Source organism: Mangrovibrevibacter kandeliae, from assembly GCF_024519155.1.
In the GTDB taxonomy this organism is placed as follows: domain Bacteria; phylum Pseudomonadota; class Alphaproteobacteria; order Rhizobiales; family Rhizobiaceae; genus Mangrovibrevibacter; species Mangrovibrevibacter kandeliae.
Genome location: NZ_JANIFJ010000001.1, coordinates 1 through 16,644, shown reverse-complemented (window position 1 = coordinate 16,644; position 16,644 = coordinate 1). Strand labels below are relative to the sequence as shown.

At 70.2% G+C, this 16,644-nt stretch carries 14 protein-coding genes; 1 reads left to right on the top strand and 13 read right to left on the bottom strand.

The features are described 5' to 3' along the window. Window positions 1-97 precede the first annotated feature (97 nt). On the top strand, window positions 98-715 hold the full coding sequence (locus NPA30_RS00070; protein WP_256800259.1) for a GntR family transcriptional regulator: 618 nt from the start codon (window positions 98-100) through the stop codon (window positions 713-715). Between the two features lie 17 nt (window positions 716-732). Here NPA30_RS00070 and NPA30_RS00065 read toward each other — a convergent pair whose 3' ends face one another. The 13 genes from NPA30_RS00065 to NPA30_RS00005 all read right to left on the bottom strand — a co-directional run. Continuing rightward, window positions 733-1,926, bottom strand: a complete 1,194-nt coding sequence (locus tag NPA30_RS00065; protein WP_256800258.1) for a glycosyltransferase — start codon at window positions 1,924-1,926, stop codon at window positions 733-735. Then, the gene (locus NPA30_RS00060) at window positions 1,926-3,206 is read right to left on the bottom strand and encodes a glycosyltransferase family 87 protein (RefSeq protein ID WP_256800256.1); all 1,281 of its coding nucleotides are present in this window, start codon (window positions 3,204-3,206) and stop codon (window positions 1,926-1,928) included. Before NPA30_RS00060 ends, NPA30_RS00065 begins: the two co-directional genes overlap by 1 nt. A gap of 120 nt (window positions 3,207-3,326) precedes the next feature. Beyond that, a complete protein-coding gene (locus tag NPA30_RS00055) occupies window positions 3,327-4,106 on the bottom strand; it encodes an ABC transporter ATP-binding protein (protein WP_256800255.1) in 780 nt (259 codons plus the stop codon). Beyond that, window positions 4,103-5,080, bottom strand: coding sequence for an iron chelate uptake ABC transporter family permease subunit (locus NPA30_RS00050; RefSeq protein WP_256800254.1), 978 nt, complete (start codon window positions 5,078-5,080; stop codon window positions 4,103-4,105). Before NPA30_RS00050 ends, NPA30_RS00055 begins: the two co-directional genes overlap by 4 nt. Next, on the bottom strand, window positions 5,077-6,063 hold the full coding sequence (locus tag NPA30_RS00045; protein ID WP_256800253.1) for a FecCD family ABC transporter permease: 987 nt from the start codon (window positions 6,061-6,063) through the stop codon (window positions 5,077-5,079). The genes NPA30_RS00050 and NPA30_RS00045 overlap by 4 nt, the downstream gene beginning before the upstream one ends. Then, window positions 6,060-7,073 carry an ABC transporter substrate-binding protein gene (locus NPA30_RS00040; RefSeq protein WP_256800252.1) on the bottom strand — a complete coding sequence of 338 codons (1,014 nt, stop codon included), beginning with the start codon at window positions 7,071-7,073 and terminating at the stop codon, window positions 6,060-6,062. The genes NPA30_RS00045 and NPA30_RS00040 overlap by 4 nt, the downstream gene beginning before the upstream one ends. Further along, window positions 7,070-9,121 (bottom strand): TonB-dependent siderophore receptor, encoded by a 2,052-nt coding sequence (locus NPA30_RS00035; RefSeq protein ID WP_256800251.1) that lies wholly within the window; start codon window positions 9,119-9,121, stop codon window positions 7,070-7,072. The genes NPA30_RS00040 and NPA30_RS00035 overlap by 4 nt, the downstream gene beginning before the upstream one ends. A 237-nt stretch (window positions 9,122-9,358) precedes the next feature. Then, window positions 9,359-9,988 (bottom strand): bifunctional nicotinamidase/pyrazinamidase, encoded by a 630-nt coding sequence (gene pncA / locus NPA30_RS00030; protein WP_256800249.1) that lies wholly within the window; start codon window positions 9,986-9,988, stop codon window positions 9,359-9,361. Window positions 9,989-10,085: 97 nt separating this feature from the next. After that, window positions 10,086-10,859 carry a ferredoxin--NADP reductase gene (locus NPA30_RS00025; protein ID WP_256800247.1) on the bottom strand — a complete coding sequence of 258 codons (774 nt, stop codon included), beginning with the start codon at window positions 10,857-10,859 and terminating at the stop codon, window positions 10,086-10,088. Between the two features lie 202 nt (window positions 10,860-11,061). Continuing rightward, a complete protein-coding gene (locus tag NPA30_RS00020) occupies window positions 11,062-12,477 on the bottom strand; it encodes a M20 family metallopeptidase (protein ID WP_256800246.1) in 1,416 nt (471 codons plus the stop codon). A gap of 223 nt (window positions 12,478-12,700) precedes the next feature. Further along, a complete protein-coding gene (locus NPA30_RS00015; protein ID WP_256800245.1) occupies window positions 12,701-13,423 on the bottom strand; it encodes a SapC family protein in 723 nt (240 codons plus the stop codon). Between the two features lie 97 nt (window positions 13,424-13,520). Then, complete coding sequence (locus NPA30_RS00010) at window positions 13,521-15,131, bottom strand: ShlB/FhaC/HecB family hemolysin secretion/activation protein (RefSeq protein ID WP_256800244.1); 1,611 nt, start codon at window positions 15,129-15,131, stop codon at window positions 13,521-13,523. Between the two features lie 40 nt (window positions 15,132-15,171). After that, window positions 15,172-16,644: hypothetical protein (locus tag NPA30_RS00005; protein WP_256800243.1), on the bottom strand; the 1,473-nt coding region annotated here is incomplete at its 5' end.

The following is a 16,644-nucleotide window of genomic DNA, read 5'->3' as shown; positions in this document are numbered from 1 at the left end:
TGCAATATTATGATCCGCCCAAACTTTCAGCATACACGGGCGATTGTGCCGGCGTCTGCGAAGCTGTTGAGGCGCCCCGCTTGAGGTGCGGCAGGACATGGACAAGCAACTCTACCGCGACGTCGCCGATCGGATTGCTGAGGACGTCCGCGCGCGCCGTTTCCAGCCGGGGAGCTGGCTGAAGCAGATCGAGCTGCAGGAGCGCTACGGCTGCAGCCGCGCCGAAGTGCGCAAGGCTCTGGAGAAGCTCGCGCACCGCCGCATGCTGCAATACATTCCCAACCGCGGCTACTACGTCTATCCGGAAGACAGCGAGAAGGATTTCGAGATCCTGGAGATCCGGATCCTCCTGGAGACGGCCGCCGCCGAGCGGATGATCACCCAGGCCCGGGCGACGGTGATCGACGACCTGCTGAGCCTCGCGCAGCATTTCGACGCGCTGATCTCGACCGGCTCGATCATGGCGATCTACGAGGCGAACCTCGCCTTCCATCGGGCGCTGCTGGCGAGCGCCGGCAACCGCCAGCTTGTCGAACTGGTGGACGAGTTGCGGCTTCGCACGTCCTCCGCCCCCGCCTCGCAGTGGGCGACGCGCCTGCGCATCGAGCAGTCGAGCCGGGAGCATTTCGAGATGGTGGACCGTCTGGCCGCCCGCGATGCCGAGGGTCTGCGCCGCGTGATCACGGCGCACATCAGGCAATCGTCCCCCGACTGATCGAGGCCGTCGATCCGCTATTCGGCGGGCGTGATGGGCACCGAACGCAGGACAGCGGACGTCTCCCGCGCGCTGCCGGCGAGCGACTGGCCGCGCCAGGTCGCGCGACCGGCGGCGGCGTAGTTCACCAAGGCCGCCGAAACCGCCCCGGCCGTACCCGCGAGGAGCCAGCCGAGCCCGAGGCCGTCGAGCGACGAGCCGACGATCTCGCTGACCAGCGCGCCGCCGCTGCAGCAGATCCAGAACGTCAGAAGTCCGCGCAACGCGTTCCGGCCGGTGAGGCGCCGGTCGCGGAAGGTGAGCGCATTGTTGAGGACGAAGTTGGTCGTCATGGCGCACAGCGTCGCGGCCGCCTGCGCCGCCCAGAAGGGCAGTTCGAAGGCGGCGAGGGCGAGCGAGAGGATCGCGAGGTGCACCCCGAGGCCCGAGGCGCCGATCATGGCGAACAGGCAGAAGCGCGTGGGAATGAGGCCGTTGGTGCGCTTTTCGACGAGCAGGGCCAGCAGTTCCACCACGACGCGCGCATCGAGCTTCGATTCGCCGCCGATGCGCGGGCGAAGCGCCGTCCGGACCTCCGAGAGCGTCGGGCGCCGCCGGCCGGAGGCGAGGAGGTCGACGAGGATCTTGAAGCCGACTCCGCTCAGCCTGTTGCGGGCGCGCTCGTACCAGGACCGGCGCATCACGAAGAAGCCGCTCAGGGGATCGCTGGAGTAGACGCCGAGGGTGACGAAGGTGGCGAGCGTCGCCAGGCGGCTGCCGACATCGCGCAGTCCGGTCAGGCCACTCGGCCCCTTCCTGAGGTAGCGGCTGGCGATGACGATGTCGGTCGCTTCGTCCGCGAGCATGTCCAGCATCGCCGGAAGCAGGCCGGCCTCGTGCTGGCCGTCACCGTCCATGATGGCGAGAACCTCGCCCTTGGCCTCGTCCCAGCCGGCGATCGCCGCGGAGGCAAGGCCCCGTGGCCCGCTGCGCCGAACCAGCCGAACCGCCGGGCAGAGGGCCGCGAAGGCGCGCACGGCATTGGCCGTCGCCTCGTCCGGCGAATCGTCGACCACCAGGATCTCGTGCCGGACGCCGCGCAGCACTGCTTCCACTTCGCGCAGGACGGGGCCGATGGAGTCCGCCTCGTTCAGCGTGCAGATGACCAGCGACAGCTCGGGACGGTCATGTGCCGGCATGCTGCCGCCGGAGGACGGGTTTTCGCAGCGCATCAGACGGCTCCGGCAGCGGTCGCGCCCCGGTCGGCGCGCGGTTCGAGGAACCGCAGCGGCGCCGGGCGGCTCTCCGATAGCGGCGCCGGCTGCAAGCCGCGCCGGACGAGGACCGCGTAGACGATGGCGACCACCGGCGGCGCGAGCGGCAGATGCAGGTATTCGCCGGCCGGCAGCATGAGCATCGGCGCGACGCAGCCGGCAAGGACTGCGATCTTCTCGTAGGGCCTGAATCCGGTGGTCGAGCCGGATCGGATCAGGAGGGCAAGCGGAATCGCCAGAAGCGTCAGGTCGTAGACGAGCACGAACGGCGTCGTCAGGAGCGTCGCGGCCACGAGCACGGCGCCGAGATCCAACGGATCGGGCCGCGCCCGCGCGACGCGCACCACGAACCCCGCAGCAACGGCTGCCGCAATCGCCTGCGCCGAGGCGGCGAGCCCGGCGCCGCCGCCGAGAAGCTTCACCCCGGCATAGACACTCGCCATCTTCCAGGAGGAGACGAGGTCGTCGGTCAGGACCCGCTGGGCCAGCGCCGAGTTGGCGAAGAAGGCCTCCCAGGTCTGCCACCCGAACAGCGCGAGCGAGACGAGCATCAGGAGGGCCGCCGTGGCGGCGGTGACGAAGAAGGTCCGCCAGTAGCCGCCCGCCGCCAGCGCCAGCGGCAGGAGGATGGCCAGCTGCGGCTTGAAGACGAGACATCCGAAGGCGAGACCGGCCACGAGCGGGCGCCCCCGCAGAAGCATGAGGCCCGCAGCCATCACGGCGGCGGACAGATATCCGTTCTGCCCGTAGGCGGCATTCAGCCCGATCGCCGGGAAGGTGAAGCAGAGCACGCGGCGCCAGCCGATCGACGGCGGCAGCAGGCGCCACAAGGCCGCCAGATACGGTGCGGCGGTCGCCAGCAACCACAGCCAGCACGACGCGCCGAGCGGCAGCAGGGCGAGCGGCAGGCAGATCATCAGGAAGACCGGCGGATAGAAGAAGGCGTAATAGGGGATCGCCGCTTCGCCGTAGGCCAGGCGCTCGACCGCACCGTGCGCCTTCGGCACGTAGGCGAGCTCCGGCGTGCCGTCCAGCGCCAACCGGGACGCAGACCAGAAGCTGACGAAATCGTTGTTGAACGGATCCGGTCCGGACATCCCGCCACGGCCGTGAACGATCAGCGCCGACAGCGCGAAGGCGACGGCCACGAGCAGGAGGACGATGCTGTAGCGCATGGCGCGGGCGCGATCGAGCCACGTCGCGTCACGCAGCGCTGAATCCCACCAAGACGGTTTCATGAGCGGATTGGCCGGCGCTGTCATCGGCACCGATTATCGTCACCTGACCTTTCGAAAGGCTGAAGTCGCGTTGGCGGTCTTTAGTCACCGGGCCGACCGGCGGGCCGGCGTTGAACAATGTCAGAGCGGGATCACCAGCGGTGTGCCGGTCACCGGATCCGGCTGGACCAGCGCCCTCAGGCCGAAGGCCTGGTCCAGATGCTCGGCCGTCAGCACCGCGTCCGGCGCGCCTTGCGCCACCGCACCGTCCGATCCGAGGAGCACGAGGTGATCGCAGAAGCGGGCCGCGAGGTTGAGATCGTGCAGCACGCTGACGACGGTCGTGCCGGCGTCCCGGTTGCGCCGGCGCAGCAGCGACAGCACCTCGATCTGGTGCGGCAGGTCGAGAAACGTCGTCGGCTCGTCGAGCAAAAGGAGCGGCGTCGCCTGCGCCAGCACCAGCGCCAGCCAGGCCCGCTGCCGCTGACCGCCGGACAGTTCGGCGAGCGGCCGGTCGGCGAGGCCTTTCATCGCCACCGCCTCGAGCGCGGCCGCGCAGGCCTCCACGTCAGCCCTCGTCCACGGCGACAGGAGGCCGCGCCAAGGGGCCCGGCCGCGCTTGACGAGGTCGCCGACGGTGATGCCGTCCGGGGCGAGCGGCGCCTGCGGCAGGATCGCGAGGCGCCGGGCGAGCGCCTTGGTGTCCTGGCGGTGGAGATCCCGGCCGGCCAGCGTGACGCGGCCGGCGAGCGGCCGGATGAGACGCGCAAAGGCCTTCAGGAGGGTCGACTTGCCGCAGCCGTTCGGGCCGAGGATGGCCGTCACGCGGCCGGAGGGCAGGGTCAGCGACAGGTCCTCCAGCACGTGGCGATCGCCATAGCCGAGGGTGAGCCGGTCGGCGCTGAGGGTGGTGTCGATCACAGCTCGCCCTTTTCCATTTCGCGTGACAGGCGCCACAGGAGGTACGGCGCGCCGAGCACGCCGGTGAAGACACCGATCGGCAGCTGAATGCCGGGCAGCGCGACGCGCGAGGCGAGATCGGCAAGGAGGGTGACCGCCGCCCCGGCGCCGGCCGCCGCCATCAGCCGGCCACGCACGCCCCTCGCCCCGGTGAGCCGCGCGCCGAGCGGTCCAGCCATCAGCGCGACGAAGGGCACGGGTCCCGCGACCGCGACGCCGGCCGCCGCCAGTCCTACCCCGGTTGCCGCGACGCCGAGGCGGGCCCGCCCGACACGCAGGCCGAGCCCGGCGGCAAGGTCGTCGCCGAGCGAAAGAAGATCGAGCGCCCGCCCCTGCAGCGCGAGCAGCGCGGCGAGGGCGCCGCCGACACACCAGACTTGCATGGCCTGTCCCCAGTCCCGCGCGGCGAGCGAGCCGGTGAGCCACCGCTGGGCCTCGGCGGCCTCGGCGCCGGGCAGGCGCGTCATCAGCAGCGTGCCGAACGCCGAGATCGTGAAGCCGGTGCCGATGCCGACGAGGATCACGGTGATCGGCACCAGGCCTCTCCCCTGCCGGTGCGCCAGGACGGCCACCAGCACCGCCGTCGCCAGTCCGCCCGCGGCCCCCACCAGCGGCAGCGGCAGCGTCAGGCCGAGCGTCAGCGAGAGGAGGATCGCCAGACCTGCGCCGGAGGTGAAGCCGAGGAGATCGGGCGCCGCGAGTGGGTTGCGCAGAAGCGTCTGGAACGCCGCGCCCGACAGGCCGAGTGCCGCGCCGGCGCCGAGCGCGACGGCTGCCCGCGGCGCCCGGATCACCCGCACCGTCAGCGCGCCCGGTCCGCCCCCCCCGATCATTCCCTGCCAGAGATCGCCGAGCCCGAGCGGCACCTCGCCGATCAGGATCGAGGCGGCGCTTGCCACGAGCAGCACGGCAAGGAGGACGATCGCCCCCTTCATGTCGTCGCCCCCGGGCGCAGCCGACGCGCGATGACCACGAAGACCGGTCCGCCGACCAGTGCCGTCATGATCCCGGCGCGGATCTCGGCTGGCGGGAGGACCAGCCGGCCCAGCGTGTCGGCCAGGAGCAGGATGCTCGCGCCGAGCCCGGCCGCAGCGACGAGTTCGAGCCGCAGGACGTTGCCGGCGATGCGGCGCGCCAGCGGCGGCACCATCAGGCCGAGGAAGGCGATCGGCCCGGCGATCGCGACGGCGGCGCCGGTGAGCAGCGTTACCGCGGCGAGCGCGAGCGCCTGCACCCGGCCCGGCCGGACACCGAGGCCGCGCGACAGCGCCCCGCCGAGCATCAGCAGCTCGAGTCGCGGCGCCGCGGCGAGCGCCACGAGCGCGCCGAGGCCCGCCGTGAGGCTCATTGCGCCGATCGGCCGCTCCGCCGCGACGGAGAGCGAGCCGGCGATCCAGAAGCGCAGGACGTCGAGCGTCTCGCCCCGCACGAGGACGATCGCCGAGACCAGCGACAGGAGCAGCGCGTTCAGCGCCGCGCCGGCGAGCGTGAGGCGCACCGGGCCCGCGTCTCCCCTGAGGCCGCCGCCGAGCGCGAACACGGCGAGCGCCGCGATGCCGGCGCCGGGAAAGGCGAGCGCGGCGACCGTGCCGGCATCGGCCTGCCCCAGGATCAGCGCGCCGAGCACCACCGCGAAGGCGGCACCGGCGTTGATGCCGAGAATGCCGGGATCGGCGAGCGGATTGCGGGTGAGCGCCGCCATCACCGTGCCCGCCATGCCGAGCGCCGCGCCCGCCACGAGCCCGGCGGCGAGCCGCGGCAGGCGGATCCAGAGGACCGTCACATGGGACGGGTCGAGCGGGTCGGGCGCAGTCACCGCCCGCCAGAGCTCCAGGAGCGTCACCGTGCGCACGCCGAGCAGCAGCGCGAAGAGAACGGCGAGGACGATCAGCCCCGCCAGCAGCCACCAGCGCGTCATGGCGCGAGTCCCGCTTCGGCCGCCGAAGCGACCACTGTTGCCGGCACGCCGTCGATGGCTGCGGCGAGATCGGCCTCGAGCCGCTCCAGCGCGAAGGGCATCGACAGGACGCTGCCATGCGACAGCGCTCCGGCGACGAGGGGGCCGGCAAAGACCTCCCGCCCCTCGCGGTGGGCGCGGAGCGTCCGGCGCATCGGCAGCGCGACGAGATCCGGCACCTCGGCGAAGGACGAGATCCACAGGAGGATATCGGCATCGAGCGGCGACAGGTCCTCCGGCGACAGCGCCCCGTAGAAGCCGTCGTCCGCGCCCATCCTTTCGACGACCGGCGTCGGCGCGAGGCCGAGGTCGCGCAGGAAGCGCGCGCGGGTGTCGCCGCCGACGAAGGCGCCGCTCTCGCCGGCCCAGTGATAGGCGGCGACGGCGGTCCGGCCGGCCCAGCCGGGATTGCGGGCCTTTGCCGCCGCGAAGCGCGCCCATGTCGCCGCGACCAGCTCCTCGGCTGTCCCGCTGCGCCCCAGCGCGCGGCCGATCGTGCGGGTCATCGCCTCCCAGGGCGTGCCATAGGCCGGGAAGCGTGCCTCGTGCATCAGCACCGGCGCGATGCGCGACAGGACGTCGTATTCGGCGCGCGAGATGCTGGACCCGATCGCCACCACGAGATCGGGTCGGAGGGCCGCGACCCGCTCCATCGACACCTCGCCGGTGAAGAGGTCCGGCTCGGCGCCGTGGAGGTAGGGCTGTGCCCAGGGCCAGACGCCGAACGGGTGGTCGCCGTACCAGTAGCGCACGGCGAGCGGCGGCACGCCCAGCGCCAGCAGCGTGTCGTGCGTGGTGTAGCCGAGCGAGACGACACGCCGCGCCGGCGCCGGCAGCACGGTCTCGCCGAAGGCATGGACGAAGCGCAGGTCGTCCGCCGCCGCCGTAGATAAGGCGGTCGCGGTAGACAGCAGCGGCGCAAGGAGGCTGGCGCCAAGTCCGCGAAGGACCCGGCGGCGGTTCGGGGTCACCAGCTGTATTTCAACGTCCCCAGGATCTTGCGACGATCGCCGTAATAGGCGGTGCCGTAATAGGCGGTCGAGACGTATTTCTCGTCGAAGAGGTTGGTCGCGTGCACGGCGAGATCGACATGCTCGGTCGCCTTGTAGTCGATTGCGGCGTCGACGACGGTATGGCTACCCACCTCGACGGTGTTCGCGTCGTCGCCGAAGGTCTCGCCGACATAACGCACGCCGGCGCCGAGGGTGAGGTCGCCGCGCATCCCCTCACCCGGGATCGTGTAGTCGAGCCAGGCGGAGGCGAGATGCTGCGGGGTCGATGCCGGCCGGTTGCCGACATTGCCGCCGAGCCCGTCCTCCTCGATCTCCGCGTCCCAGTAGCTGTAGGCGAGCGTCAGGTTCAGCCGGTCGTCGAGCGCCATCTTGCCCTCCAGCTCGACACCGCGCACCCGCACCTCGCCGATCTGGCGGCGCAGGGTGGGCGTGACGTAGCTCGGCACGTTGGTCTGGGCGAGGTCGAACAGCGCGAGGGTGAAGAGGGCGTCATAGGCGTCCGGCGCGTATTTGACGCCGACCTCGTACTGCGTGCCCTCCTGCGGATCGAACACCTGGCCCGAGCTGATCAGCGGCTGGAAGCTCTCGGCGTAGTTGCCGTAGACGGCCACCTCCGGCGTGACCTTGTAGGTCAATCCGGCGCGCTTGGTGAAGGCGCTCTCGGTATCGCCGTCGACGGCACCGGTGTCGTGGCTCTCCTGACGCGTGTCGACCGTGTCCCAGCGGCCACCGAGCGTGAGGATCCAGCGGTCGTCGAAGGTCAGCTCCTCCTGACCATAGACCCCGGTGCGGTTCTGCCGGATGTCCTGGTCGAGATAGGGTCCGAGGCTGATGCAAGCCCGGCCGCAATAGACCGGATCGAAGATGTCGATCCCCGGCGCCGTGCCGAGCAGCGCCAGCTCGTCCAGCGTGTCGTGGACATAGTCGAGCCCGATCAGCGTCTTGAAGTCGAAGCGGTCCCAGCTCGTGTCGTACTGGAGCTGGTTGTCGATCGCGAAGCGGTCCACCTCGCCGTCGACCGAGAAGGCGGTGCGATCGATGCTCGGATCGAGCTGGGCGCCATAGACCTGCCGGTAGTCGAGATCGATATGGCTGTAGCGCGCGTTCGACCGAAGGCTGACTCCGTTGTCGAAGTGGTGCTCGAACAGGTACCCGATGTTGTATTCACGGGAGTCGAAGGCGTTGAAGTCGGGCTCGCCGGTGAAGGTGTCGGTATCGATGTCGACCCCCACCGGGAAGCCGTAGGCGGTGTTGCCGTTGCGCTTGTTGTAGTCGCCGAGGATCGTCAGGCTGGTGGCCGCATCCGGGCTCCAGGTCAGCGCCGGCGCGACATAGAGACGGTCGTCGCTCGAGTAGTCGCCGCGGTCGGAGGCGTCCTGGCCGAGCGCCGTGACGCGATAGCTCCATATGCCCTCGGCGTCGATCGGCCCGCCGAAGTCGGTGCCGACCTCCACGTGCTCGTCGCCGAAGGTCGTGAAGACTTCGCCGAAGCTGCGATCCTGGGGCCGCTTGGTGATGGCGTTGACGAGGCCGCCCGGCGCGTTCAGCCCGAACAGCGTCGAGGTCGACCCCTTGAGCACCTCGATCCGCTGCAGGCCGTACGGCTCCAGCCGGCTCGCCGTCCAGCCGAGGATCGGCATCGGCAGCCCGTCGCGATAGGTGCCGAGCGAGGTCTCGTCGAAGCCGCGGATCTTAAAGAAGTCGTAGCGGTCGTCGGAGCCGTAGGTGTCCGTCGCGACACTCGAGGTGTAGGTCAGAGCCTGCTGCACGTCCTCCACATTGCGCCGCTCGAGTTCCTGTTCCGTGATCACCGAGACGGAGGCCGGCTGGTCGACGATCGGCGTATCGGTCTTGCTGCCGGTCGCCGAGCGCCGGGCAACGATGCTGTCATCCGGGCCGACGGTGCCGCCACCCTGTCCCTCGACGACCACCGTGTCGAGCTGCACGGTCGCGCCGGCGTCCTGCGCGAAGGCGGCCGGGGCCTGCGCGAGTGCGCTGCCGCACATGAGTACGGCCCAGACACGCGCACTGCGCCCCGCTGGCCGCTGCACACGAGCGTGTGCGCCGCTGGTTCGGCTGTCCATCCTGATCCCCTCGCCCCGGCGCCGACCCCCGTCGGCGCTCCCGTCGCAAAACATGAGCAACGCAGTCAGGTATTAAAACATGAGGATTGGAGTCAAGTATTCTCGCCGAGATTCCTCAGGACGGAGGGCGAGCGTCGATGCGACCGGGGTTCGGGTGTATCAGGCCGTCAGGTCGGCGGCTGCGACACGTGCGACACCGGCCGACGCCATATCGGCGAGAGCCCGCGCAAGCGAGCCGTCGGCGTCGATCGCGCGGCAGGCATCCTCGATCACGACCGTCTCGAATCCCGCCTTTCGCGCATCGAGCGCGCTCCAGGCCACGCAGAAGTCCGTCGCGAGGCCGGCGAGGAAGACACGGGAGATGCCGCGCGCCCGAAGGTAGGCGGCAAGGCCCGTGGTGGTGCCGTCCGCCTCGGCAAAGGCCGAGTAGCTGTCCGACTGCGGGTGGAAGCCCTTGCGGATGATCAGCTGCGCTCGCGGCAGTTCGAGTCGCGCCGCGAGTTCGGCGCCGCGGGTGCCCTGCACGCAGTGGTCCGGCCAGAGCACCTGCCGGCCATAGGCGAGTCCGGTGGTCTCGAAGGGCCGCTTGCCCGGATGGCTGGAGGCGAAGGAGACGTGGCCGGGCGTGTGCCAGTCCTGCGTCAGAACGACGTTGGCAAAGCGCGCGGCAAGCTGGTTGACGACGGGCACGATCGCGTCGCCGTCGGCAACCGCGAGGCTCCCGCCCGGCAGGAAGTCGTTCTGCACGTCGATCACCAGAAGCGCAGCGGTCTCATCCGTCGGCGTCATCGCGGTCTCCCTGTCCCTCGCCCGTCGCTGCACCGGTACGGCACTCAGGCCCGCCGGCTTGGCGCGCGGGCGCGACCCGGTCGAGCCGCCCGACACCTCACCGTTCGACGAAGGCCTTCTCGATCACATAGGCGCCGGGCGTCGTGTGGCTCCCCTCGTCGAAGCCGCGGCTTTCGAGGAGCGCCTGCGTGTCGGCGAGCATCTCCGGGCTGCCGCAGATCATCGCCCGGTCCTCGGCCGGATCGAGCGCGGGCAGACCGAACTCCTCGGCGATCTTGCCGGAGGCGAGGAGGTCGGTGACCCGGCCGCGATTGCGGAAGGGCTCGCGCGTCACGGTCGGATAATAAAGGAGCTGTTCGCTCGCAAGCTCGCCGAGATACTCGTGCGCAGCGAGTTCGGCGACGTGCTTCTCGCCGTAGGCGAGTTCGGCGACGCTCCGGCAGCCATGCACCAGCACGATCCGCTCGAAGCGCTCGTAGGCCTCCGGATCCTTGATGACGCTGACGAAGGGGGCAAGCCCGGTGCCGGTGGCGAGCAGATAGAGATTGCGGCCGGGCTTGAGGCTGTCCTGAACGAGCGTGCCGGTCGGCTTGCGCCCCACGATCACCGTGTCGCCCGGCACGATCTCCTTCAGCCGCGAGGTCAGCGCACCGTTCGCCACCTTGATGGAGTAGAACTCCAGCGTCTCCTCGTAGTTGGCGCTGGCCACCGAGTAGGCGCGCAACAGCGGCTTGCCGTCGATCGGGAGGCCGATCATCACGAACTGGCCGTTGAGGAAGCGGAAGCCGGCGTCGCGCGTGGTGGTGAAGCTGAACAGCGTGTCCGTCCAGTGCTTCACGTCGAGCACGCGTTCTTCGAAGAAGGCTGCCATCCAGAACCTCTGCTGCGTCGGCCGGTGCACTGCCGGTCGGGCAATGCTGCGGATGCACATGGGGATCGCACCGGCGGACCGAAAGGGCTGCCGGACGGGCATGTCTCCCCGGGCGCCGCGCGCGACGGCCTGACTATGGCGCCGCAGCCGCGGAGTCAAACCGCGGCACGCCCGGCAGCGCGGACCGATCTCTCGAACACTGTCAGGCGTCGCGGGAGGGCGGTGCCTCGCCGTTGCCGATGTCCCAGAACAGCCCGGCCATGATGGCCATGCCTTCCTCGGCCACACGGACCAGCATGTGCTCGTCGGGCGCGTGCTGCGAGCAGGACGGGTGCGAGTGCGGGATCCACACCGTCGGCAGCCCCAGCGTCTCGGCGAACACCTCGTTCGGCAGTGATCCGCCGAGATTGGGCAGCAGCGAAGGCGGCTTGCCGGTCGTGCGTTCGATCGAGGCGACGGCCAGCCGCACCCAATCGTTGTCCGGGTCGGTGCGCGTCGCCTTGAAGAAGCCGCGCTTCATCGGCTCGATCGCCACGTCCGCGAAGCCGTGCGCATCCAGATGCTCGCGCAGCGCCGGCAGGATGCGCTCCCGATCCACGCCGACGACGTAGCGCAGCTGGCAGGTCGCCCGCGCCGACCCCGGCACCGCGTTGACCGGCGCCTCCGGCCGGCCGCACAGGAAGGCGAGAATCTCCAGATTGCACCAGCCGAAGACCTGCTCGGGCGCGCTGAGGCCCGGCTCGCCCCAGTCCGGCTCAATCGCCGGCTCGTCGGGACCGCGCTCGAGCCGGATCGTCTTGAGCGCCGCCCGCACGTTCGCCGGGATCTCGCCCGGCGTCCAGTCGCGGATCAGGATGCGGCCCCGTGCGTCGGTCAGCGTCGCCAGCGCATGCGCAAGACGGATACCCGGATTGACGAGGAGCCCGCCCCAGTTGCCCGAGTGGTGCGCGCCCTCGCGATAGTCGCAGACGAGGTGGAACCCCATGCCGCCGCGGGCGCCGAGGAAAATCGTTGGATCGTCGGTCGAGCTCCGCGGTCCATCGGAGGCGATCAGCACGTCCGCCTTCAACCGCTCCCGGTTCGCCTCGGCGATCTCCTCGAGGCCGGGCGAGCCGGATTCCTCGCCCATCTCGATCAGCACCTTGACGTTGAAGCCGAGCTGGCCCCGCGCCTTGAGAACCGTGCGCAGCGCCGCGAGGTTGATCGTGTGCTGGCCCTTGTTGTCGACGGTGCCGCGCCCGTAGAGACGCCCGTCCGCTTCCTCGAGCGTCCACGGGTCGCGCCCCGCCGACCAGTCGCCCGCCATGCCCCACAGGACGTCGCCATGGCCGTAGGTGAGGATCGTCGGCAAAGCCGGATCCTCGATCCGCTCGGCGTAGAGGACCGGCAGGCGCGCCAGCGCCGGGTTCGACCAGATCTCGCAGGCAAAGCCGATCGCCTCGAGGGCGGGACGGATCTCGCCGTCGAGGTAGCGGCGATGATCCGCCGCCGAATCCTGCCGCGGACTCTCGCTCGGCACGGCGATACGGCGCGCAAGCTCCTCGGCAAAGCCGCCACCGGCGACGTGAGCGCGGGCGGCCGCCACGACGGCCTCCCGGTTGGGTTCGGCGGCACTCATACGCGATACTCCATGCTCGGGGGTCCGTAATGCCCCGTCGCCCCTTGGCCGCTCGAAGCGCGGCAAGGGTCGAGGGAACCGACCGAGCCGTCATGGAGACCGCTGCGACCTCATATTGCAAGGCCGCATTGCGCCAGCGGGCGTCAATCCCGCTTTGCGACGGACGAAGCCTCGGGGTGCGCAGCGACAGCAGCCGGAGGCCACGCCCCGGCCGCGTCGCGGTTCAGCGGTCGAGCCGCTCCATCTGCTTCAGCGAGAAGAGCTGCGCGAAGCAGGGCGTCAGCAGGCGATCGTGCCGCAAGGCGAGGAAAGCCTCGTCCGCGAGGCTCTGGAGCCTCTCTTCGTTGATCGAGAGGAGGCCGTGAATGGTGCGGTTGTCGCCGCCGGGCTTCTTGTTTTCGATCGTGATGTTGTGGAAGAGGTCGAGGTCCATCAGTCGTTTGACGAAGGCTTCGGTGCGCTTGCTCGCGCGGAAGTACTCGTTGGTGAAGCCGATCACCTCGTCGAGCGCCGTGGTGCTCGAGCCGTCCTCGGCAAAGAGCGGTTCGCCCTGTTCGGCACCCAGCGCATCGGCACCCTCTTCGACACAGATCACCGCCTCCTCTCCGCCGGTCTCGCCGAGAATGAAGGGATAGCGGCGCAGATAGGCCGGCACGTAGCCGCCCGTCCAACGCCCGCCGTCGCCGACGAAGCCGTTGCGGCCCGCGTCGAGGCTCATCAGGAACACGGGCGAGATCGTCCCACCGCTGGGCAGGAAGACGATCGGGAGCTCGCTGGCAGCAGCCGTGAACTCCTCGTGCAATGCCGGTATGAACTGCGAATTCCGCGAAAAGCCGAAGCTCTTGCGCGATCCGGAGCCGGCGGCGCGATGCTTCTCGCGATCGAGAAGCACCGGATTGGTGTAGAAAAGCGGCTTTGGCGTCGGGTCCGCTGCGGGTTGCGACATGGGTCGTGTCCTTGCTGTGCGTGGCCTTGGGGAGCGGGATCTGGTCCCGGTGGGGCGCCCGGGCGCCGTATTGCGATCTCGCTGGGTCATCGAGCCCTCAGAACACCGTCGCGACGATGCGCCCGTAGAAGACGGCATCCGACACGTCGGCGTCGATGTCCTTGTGCAGCGGCACGCCGACCGACAGCTCGGCGCGCATCCGCCCGTTCCAGCTGTAGTTCAGACCGGCGCCCGCCGAGACCAGCGTCGGCTGGTCGATGGTGTTCGAGAAGGCCGTCCCTGCGTCGACGAAGCCGAAGACCTCGAGGCCTTCGACGAACTTGGACAGGCTTCGATAGAGCTCGACGCTGCCGACGACGCCCTTCTCGCCCGACGCCGTGCTCTGGGCATAGCCGCGAACGCTCTGGGGGCCGCCTGCCTGAAACAGGTCGGCCCCCGGAACGAGGTCGGCGTCGCTGTACTGCGCATTCATCCGCGCGATCGCCAGCGTGTCCGCATCGATGAGCAGCGAGGCGTTCGCCTGCAGGTTCAGGAGCGTATAGTTCAGCTCGGTCTCGGCAATGCCGAGATCGGCGTGCGTCACCGCGATGTTCGGCGTCACCTGAAGCGTCAGGCTGCTGCCGAGATAGCTTGCCGTCAGCCCCAGATTGAGCTTCTCGATGCGGTCGTCCGAGACCTGGACGCCGACCTGGGTCGACCGCGACAGGCTGTAGGAGGTGCCGAGGCTGCCCTGCAGGAAGTAGGGACCGTCGCTGTAGAGGGCCTGCGAGAGCGCCCCCGAGAACAGATAGGTCTCGCCGGTGATGTCGAGGTCGGTGAAGGCCCCGTTGACGATGCGGATCGCCGAGCGGCTGGCCGACAGGTCGAGCCGCGTGCCGTAGGGCGACAGCGCCAGATCGTAGTCGACGTTGCCGTAGAGGTTGCCTTCCGCATAGAGGCCGTAGCCGCTGAGCCGATCGTCGATGCCGAGCAGGCCGTAATGCTGGAAGTAGGCCCCGATCTCGTATTCGCCGACGCTCTCCACCCCCTGGTTGTCGACGTAGATCTGCAGGCTGTTCTCCGGCGGCTCGCGCAGCGCCAGCGCGACGTCGGTCTGGCCGAACCCTTTGCCGGCCTGGAGCGAGGCCTGGATCTGGGCGAGGCTCGTGCGGTTGAACCGGTCGATCCGGCGCGTCAGGTCCGGTGCATCGACGACGGCGCCGGCGGGCGGCACGACGGGGGCGAGAAGCGAGGCGCGCAAGGTCTTGCGGCCGGTCACCGCCACGTCGCCGAGGCGCCCTTCGACCAGGGTCACGTCGAGCACGCCGTCGTTCAGATCCTGCGGCTGCAGGACGGCGCTCGCCGTGACGAAGCCCCGGTCGGCGTAGAGGAGATTGACGGCGTTCGCGATGTCCTGGAGCTGCGACAGATCCACCTGGCGCCCGACATAACGCTGGCGAATCGCCTCCAGATCGGCGGCGGGAAGCAGCGCCGACGGCGTAAAGACCACGTCTTTCAGAAGAAAGGTCGGACCGCCCTTCGGCAGGGTGATCGGCGGCGCGATCGGCGTCGGCGTCAGCGCAGGGGTCTCGCTGCCGGCGGTCGGCGGCGCCTCGAGCACCTGGTCGCGGGTGTCCCGGTTCTGCCGCGCGACGGCGGCGGGATCGGACTGCGTCGGCAGCGCCTGCGCGCCCGCCGCACCCGCCGTCAGCACGACCCACGACGCCATCAGGAGCGATGCCGCGACAACCTCATGCCTTCGCATCGTCTCAGTTCGTCTCCGCTGCGCCGTCGGTCAGATTGACCGCCGCCGAGAGGTTCGTACCGCCGGTGGGTGCGGTCCCGGACTGCCCGGGCGCCCCGCCGCCGCCGACGATGATCGAACTGCCGAGGCCGCCGCTGCGGCCGAAGGACCGGGAGAGCGATCGCCCGATGCCGCGCACCACCGCCACGCCCTGCGACAGCACGTTGCTCACCATGATGTCGAGCGGTGAACCCGGTTGCCGGTCCACGCGGCGGGCCGAACTCGTGGTGACCGCGCCGTCATGGACGATGCCGATCGACTGGTTCGGCGCATAGAGCTGAACGTCCACGCCGCGCGGGCGCGGAACAGCGCTCAGGTTGTCGACGAGGAGCGTACGGGTCGGTGTCATCATGCTCAGCGTCTCTACCACATAAGCCGAGCCGATGGCGAAGCGGTCGGACGAGAAGCCGAGACTGCCGGTGACGAGGCTGAGACGATCGATCTGCGGCCGCGTGGCGTCGATGCGCATCGTCACCTGACGGGCCGGCGCGCCAGTCCGCCCCGTGACCGTCAAGCGCTGCGTGCTGGGGTTGAGGAAGCGCGTCGTGCCGACACGGATCTCGTCACCGAGGAACGCGGCACGGTCATCGACGACCGCGCGATCGATGTCGATCGCGGCGCCGGTCGCCGCGAGGCTGCGAGCCTGCACCGCACCGACGGCAACACCTGCGCCCGCCGTCAGGTTCATCGTCTCGCCGCTCGTCAGCGCGGCTGCACGCAGCCGGCCTCCGGCCGCCGCCGTGACCGCACCGACCGCCTCGACGCGATCGAGATCGATGGCCGCCGCGGCACCGATGCGGACCACGCCTGCGCTCGTCAGCGTCCCGCCGGTCACATGGCCGCCAGTGGACGCCACCGTAATGCCGCCCGTGCCGGTGGTCTCAAGCTTTCCAAAACCGAGATCGCCGGCCGAGGTCCAGTCCTGGTCGCCGGAGGTCGTCACCGAGCCGAGCGTCAGGCCCGCACCCGACGAGGCCGTCACCGATCCCGCCGACAGCGTGTCGAAGCGCCCGTCCCCGGCCGAGGAGGCCACGAGCGCTCCGCCGATATCGCCCGCCGTTACCGTCAGCGCACCCGCCGAGGTCAGGCCTGCGCTGCCCGCCGTCAGGCTGGCGAAGCGGGCCTCGCCCACGACCGAGGTCGCCGTCAGCGCCTCGGCCACCGTCGCCGTGCCGAGATCCATCGACGCCGCCGTCAGCGCCGCGCTGCCGGCCGACAGCCTCGTGCCCGTCAGGGCACCGCCCGCCGTCAGTGTCGCCGGGCCCGTCGTCGCGATCGTGTCGAAGCCGAGCGCCCCGCCGGCATCGGCCATCAGCGAAGCCGCCTGCACCGTGCCGAAGCCGAGGTCGCCCCCCGCATCGGCCGCGAGCGTGCCCGCCGTCACCGTCCTGGTCTTGAGGTTCGAGCCGGCCGACAGCCGCGCGTCGGCGGCCGCCGT

Bases quoted from the DNA above. Each gene is read 5' to 3' on its own strand.
- NPA30_RS00010 (WP_256800244.1), bottom strand. From the start codon at position 15,131: ATGGCGTCGTGGGTCGTGCTGACGGCGGGTGCGGCGGGCGCGCAGGCG.
- NPA30_RS00020 (WP_256800246.1), bottom strand. From the start codon at position 12,477: ATGAGTGCCGCCGAACCCAACCGGGAGGCCGTCGTGGCGGCCGCCCGC.
- NPA30_RS00035 (WP_256800251.1), bottom strand. From the start codon at position 9,121: ATGTGCGGCAGCGCACTCGCGCAGGCCCCGGCCGCCTTCGCGCAGGAC.
- NPA30_RS00060 (WP_256800256.1), bottom strand. From the start codon at position 3,206: ATGAAACCGTCTTGGTGGGATTCAGCGCTGCGTGACGCGACGTGGCTC.
- NPA30_RS00050 (WP_256800254.1), bottom strand. From the start codon at position 5,080: ATGAAGGGGGCGATCGTCCTCCTTGCCGTGCTGCTCGTGGCAAGCGCC.
- NPA30_RS00025 (WP_256800247.1), bottom strand. From the start codon at position 10,859: ATGGCAGCCTTCTTCGAAGAACGCGTGCTCGACGTGAAGCACTGGACG.
- NPA30_RS00045 (WP_256800253.1), bottom strand. From the start codon at position 6,063: ATGACGCGCTGGTGGCTGCTGGCGGGGCTGATCGTCCTCGCCGTTCTC.
- pncA (WP_256800249.1), bottom strand. From the start codon at position 9,988: ATGACGCCGACGGATGAGACCGCTGCGCTTCTGGTGATCGACGTGCAG.
- NPA30_RS00070 (WP_256800259.1), top strand. From the start codon at position 98: ATGGACAAGCAACTCTACCGCGACGTCGCCGATCGGATTGCTGAGGAC.
- NPA30_RS00065 (WP_256800258.1), bottom strand. From the start codon at position 1,926: ATGCGCTGCGAAAACCCGTCCTCCGGCGGCAGCATGCCGGCACATGAC.
- NPA30_RS00015 (WP_256800245.1), bottom strand. From the start codon at position 13,423: ATGTCGCAACCCGCAGCGGACCCGACGCCAAAGCCGCTTTTCTACACC.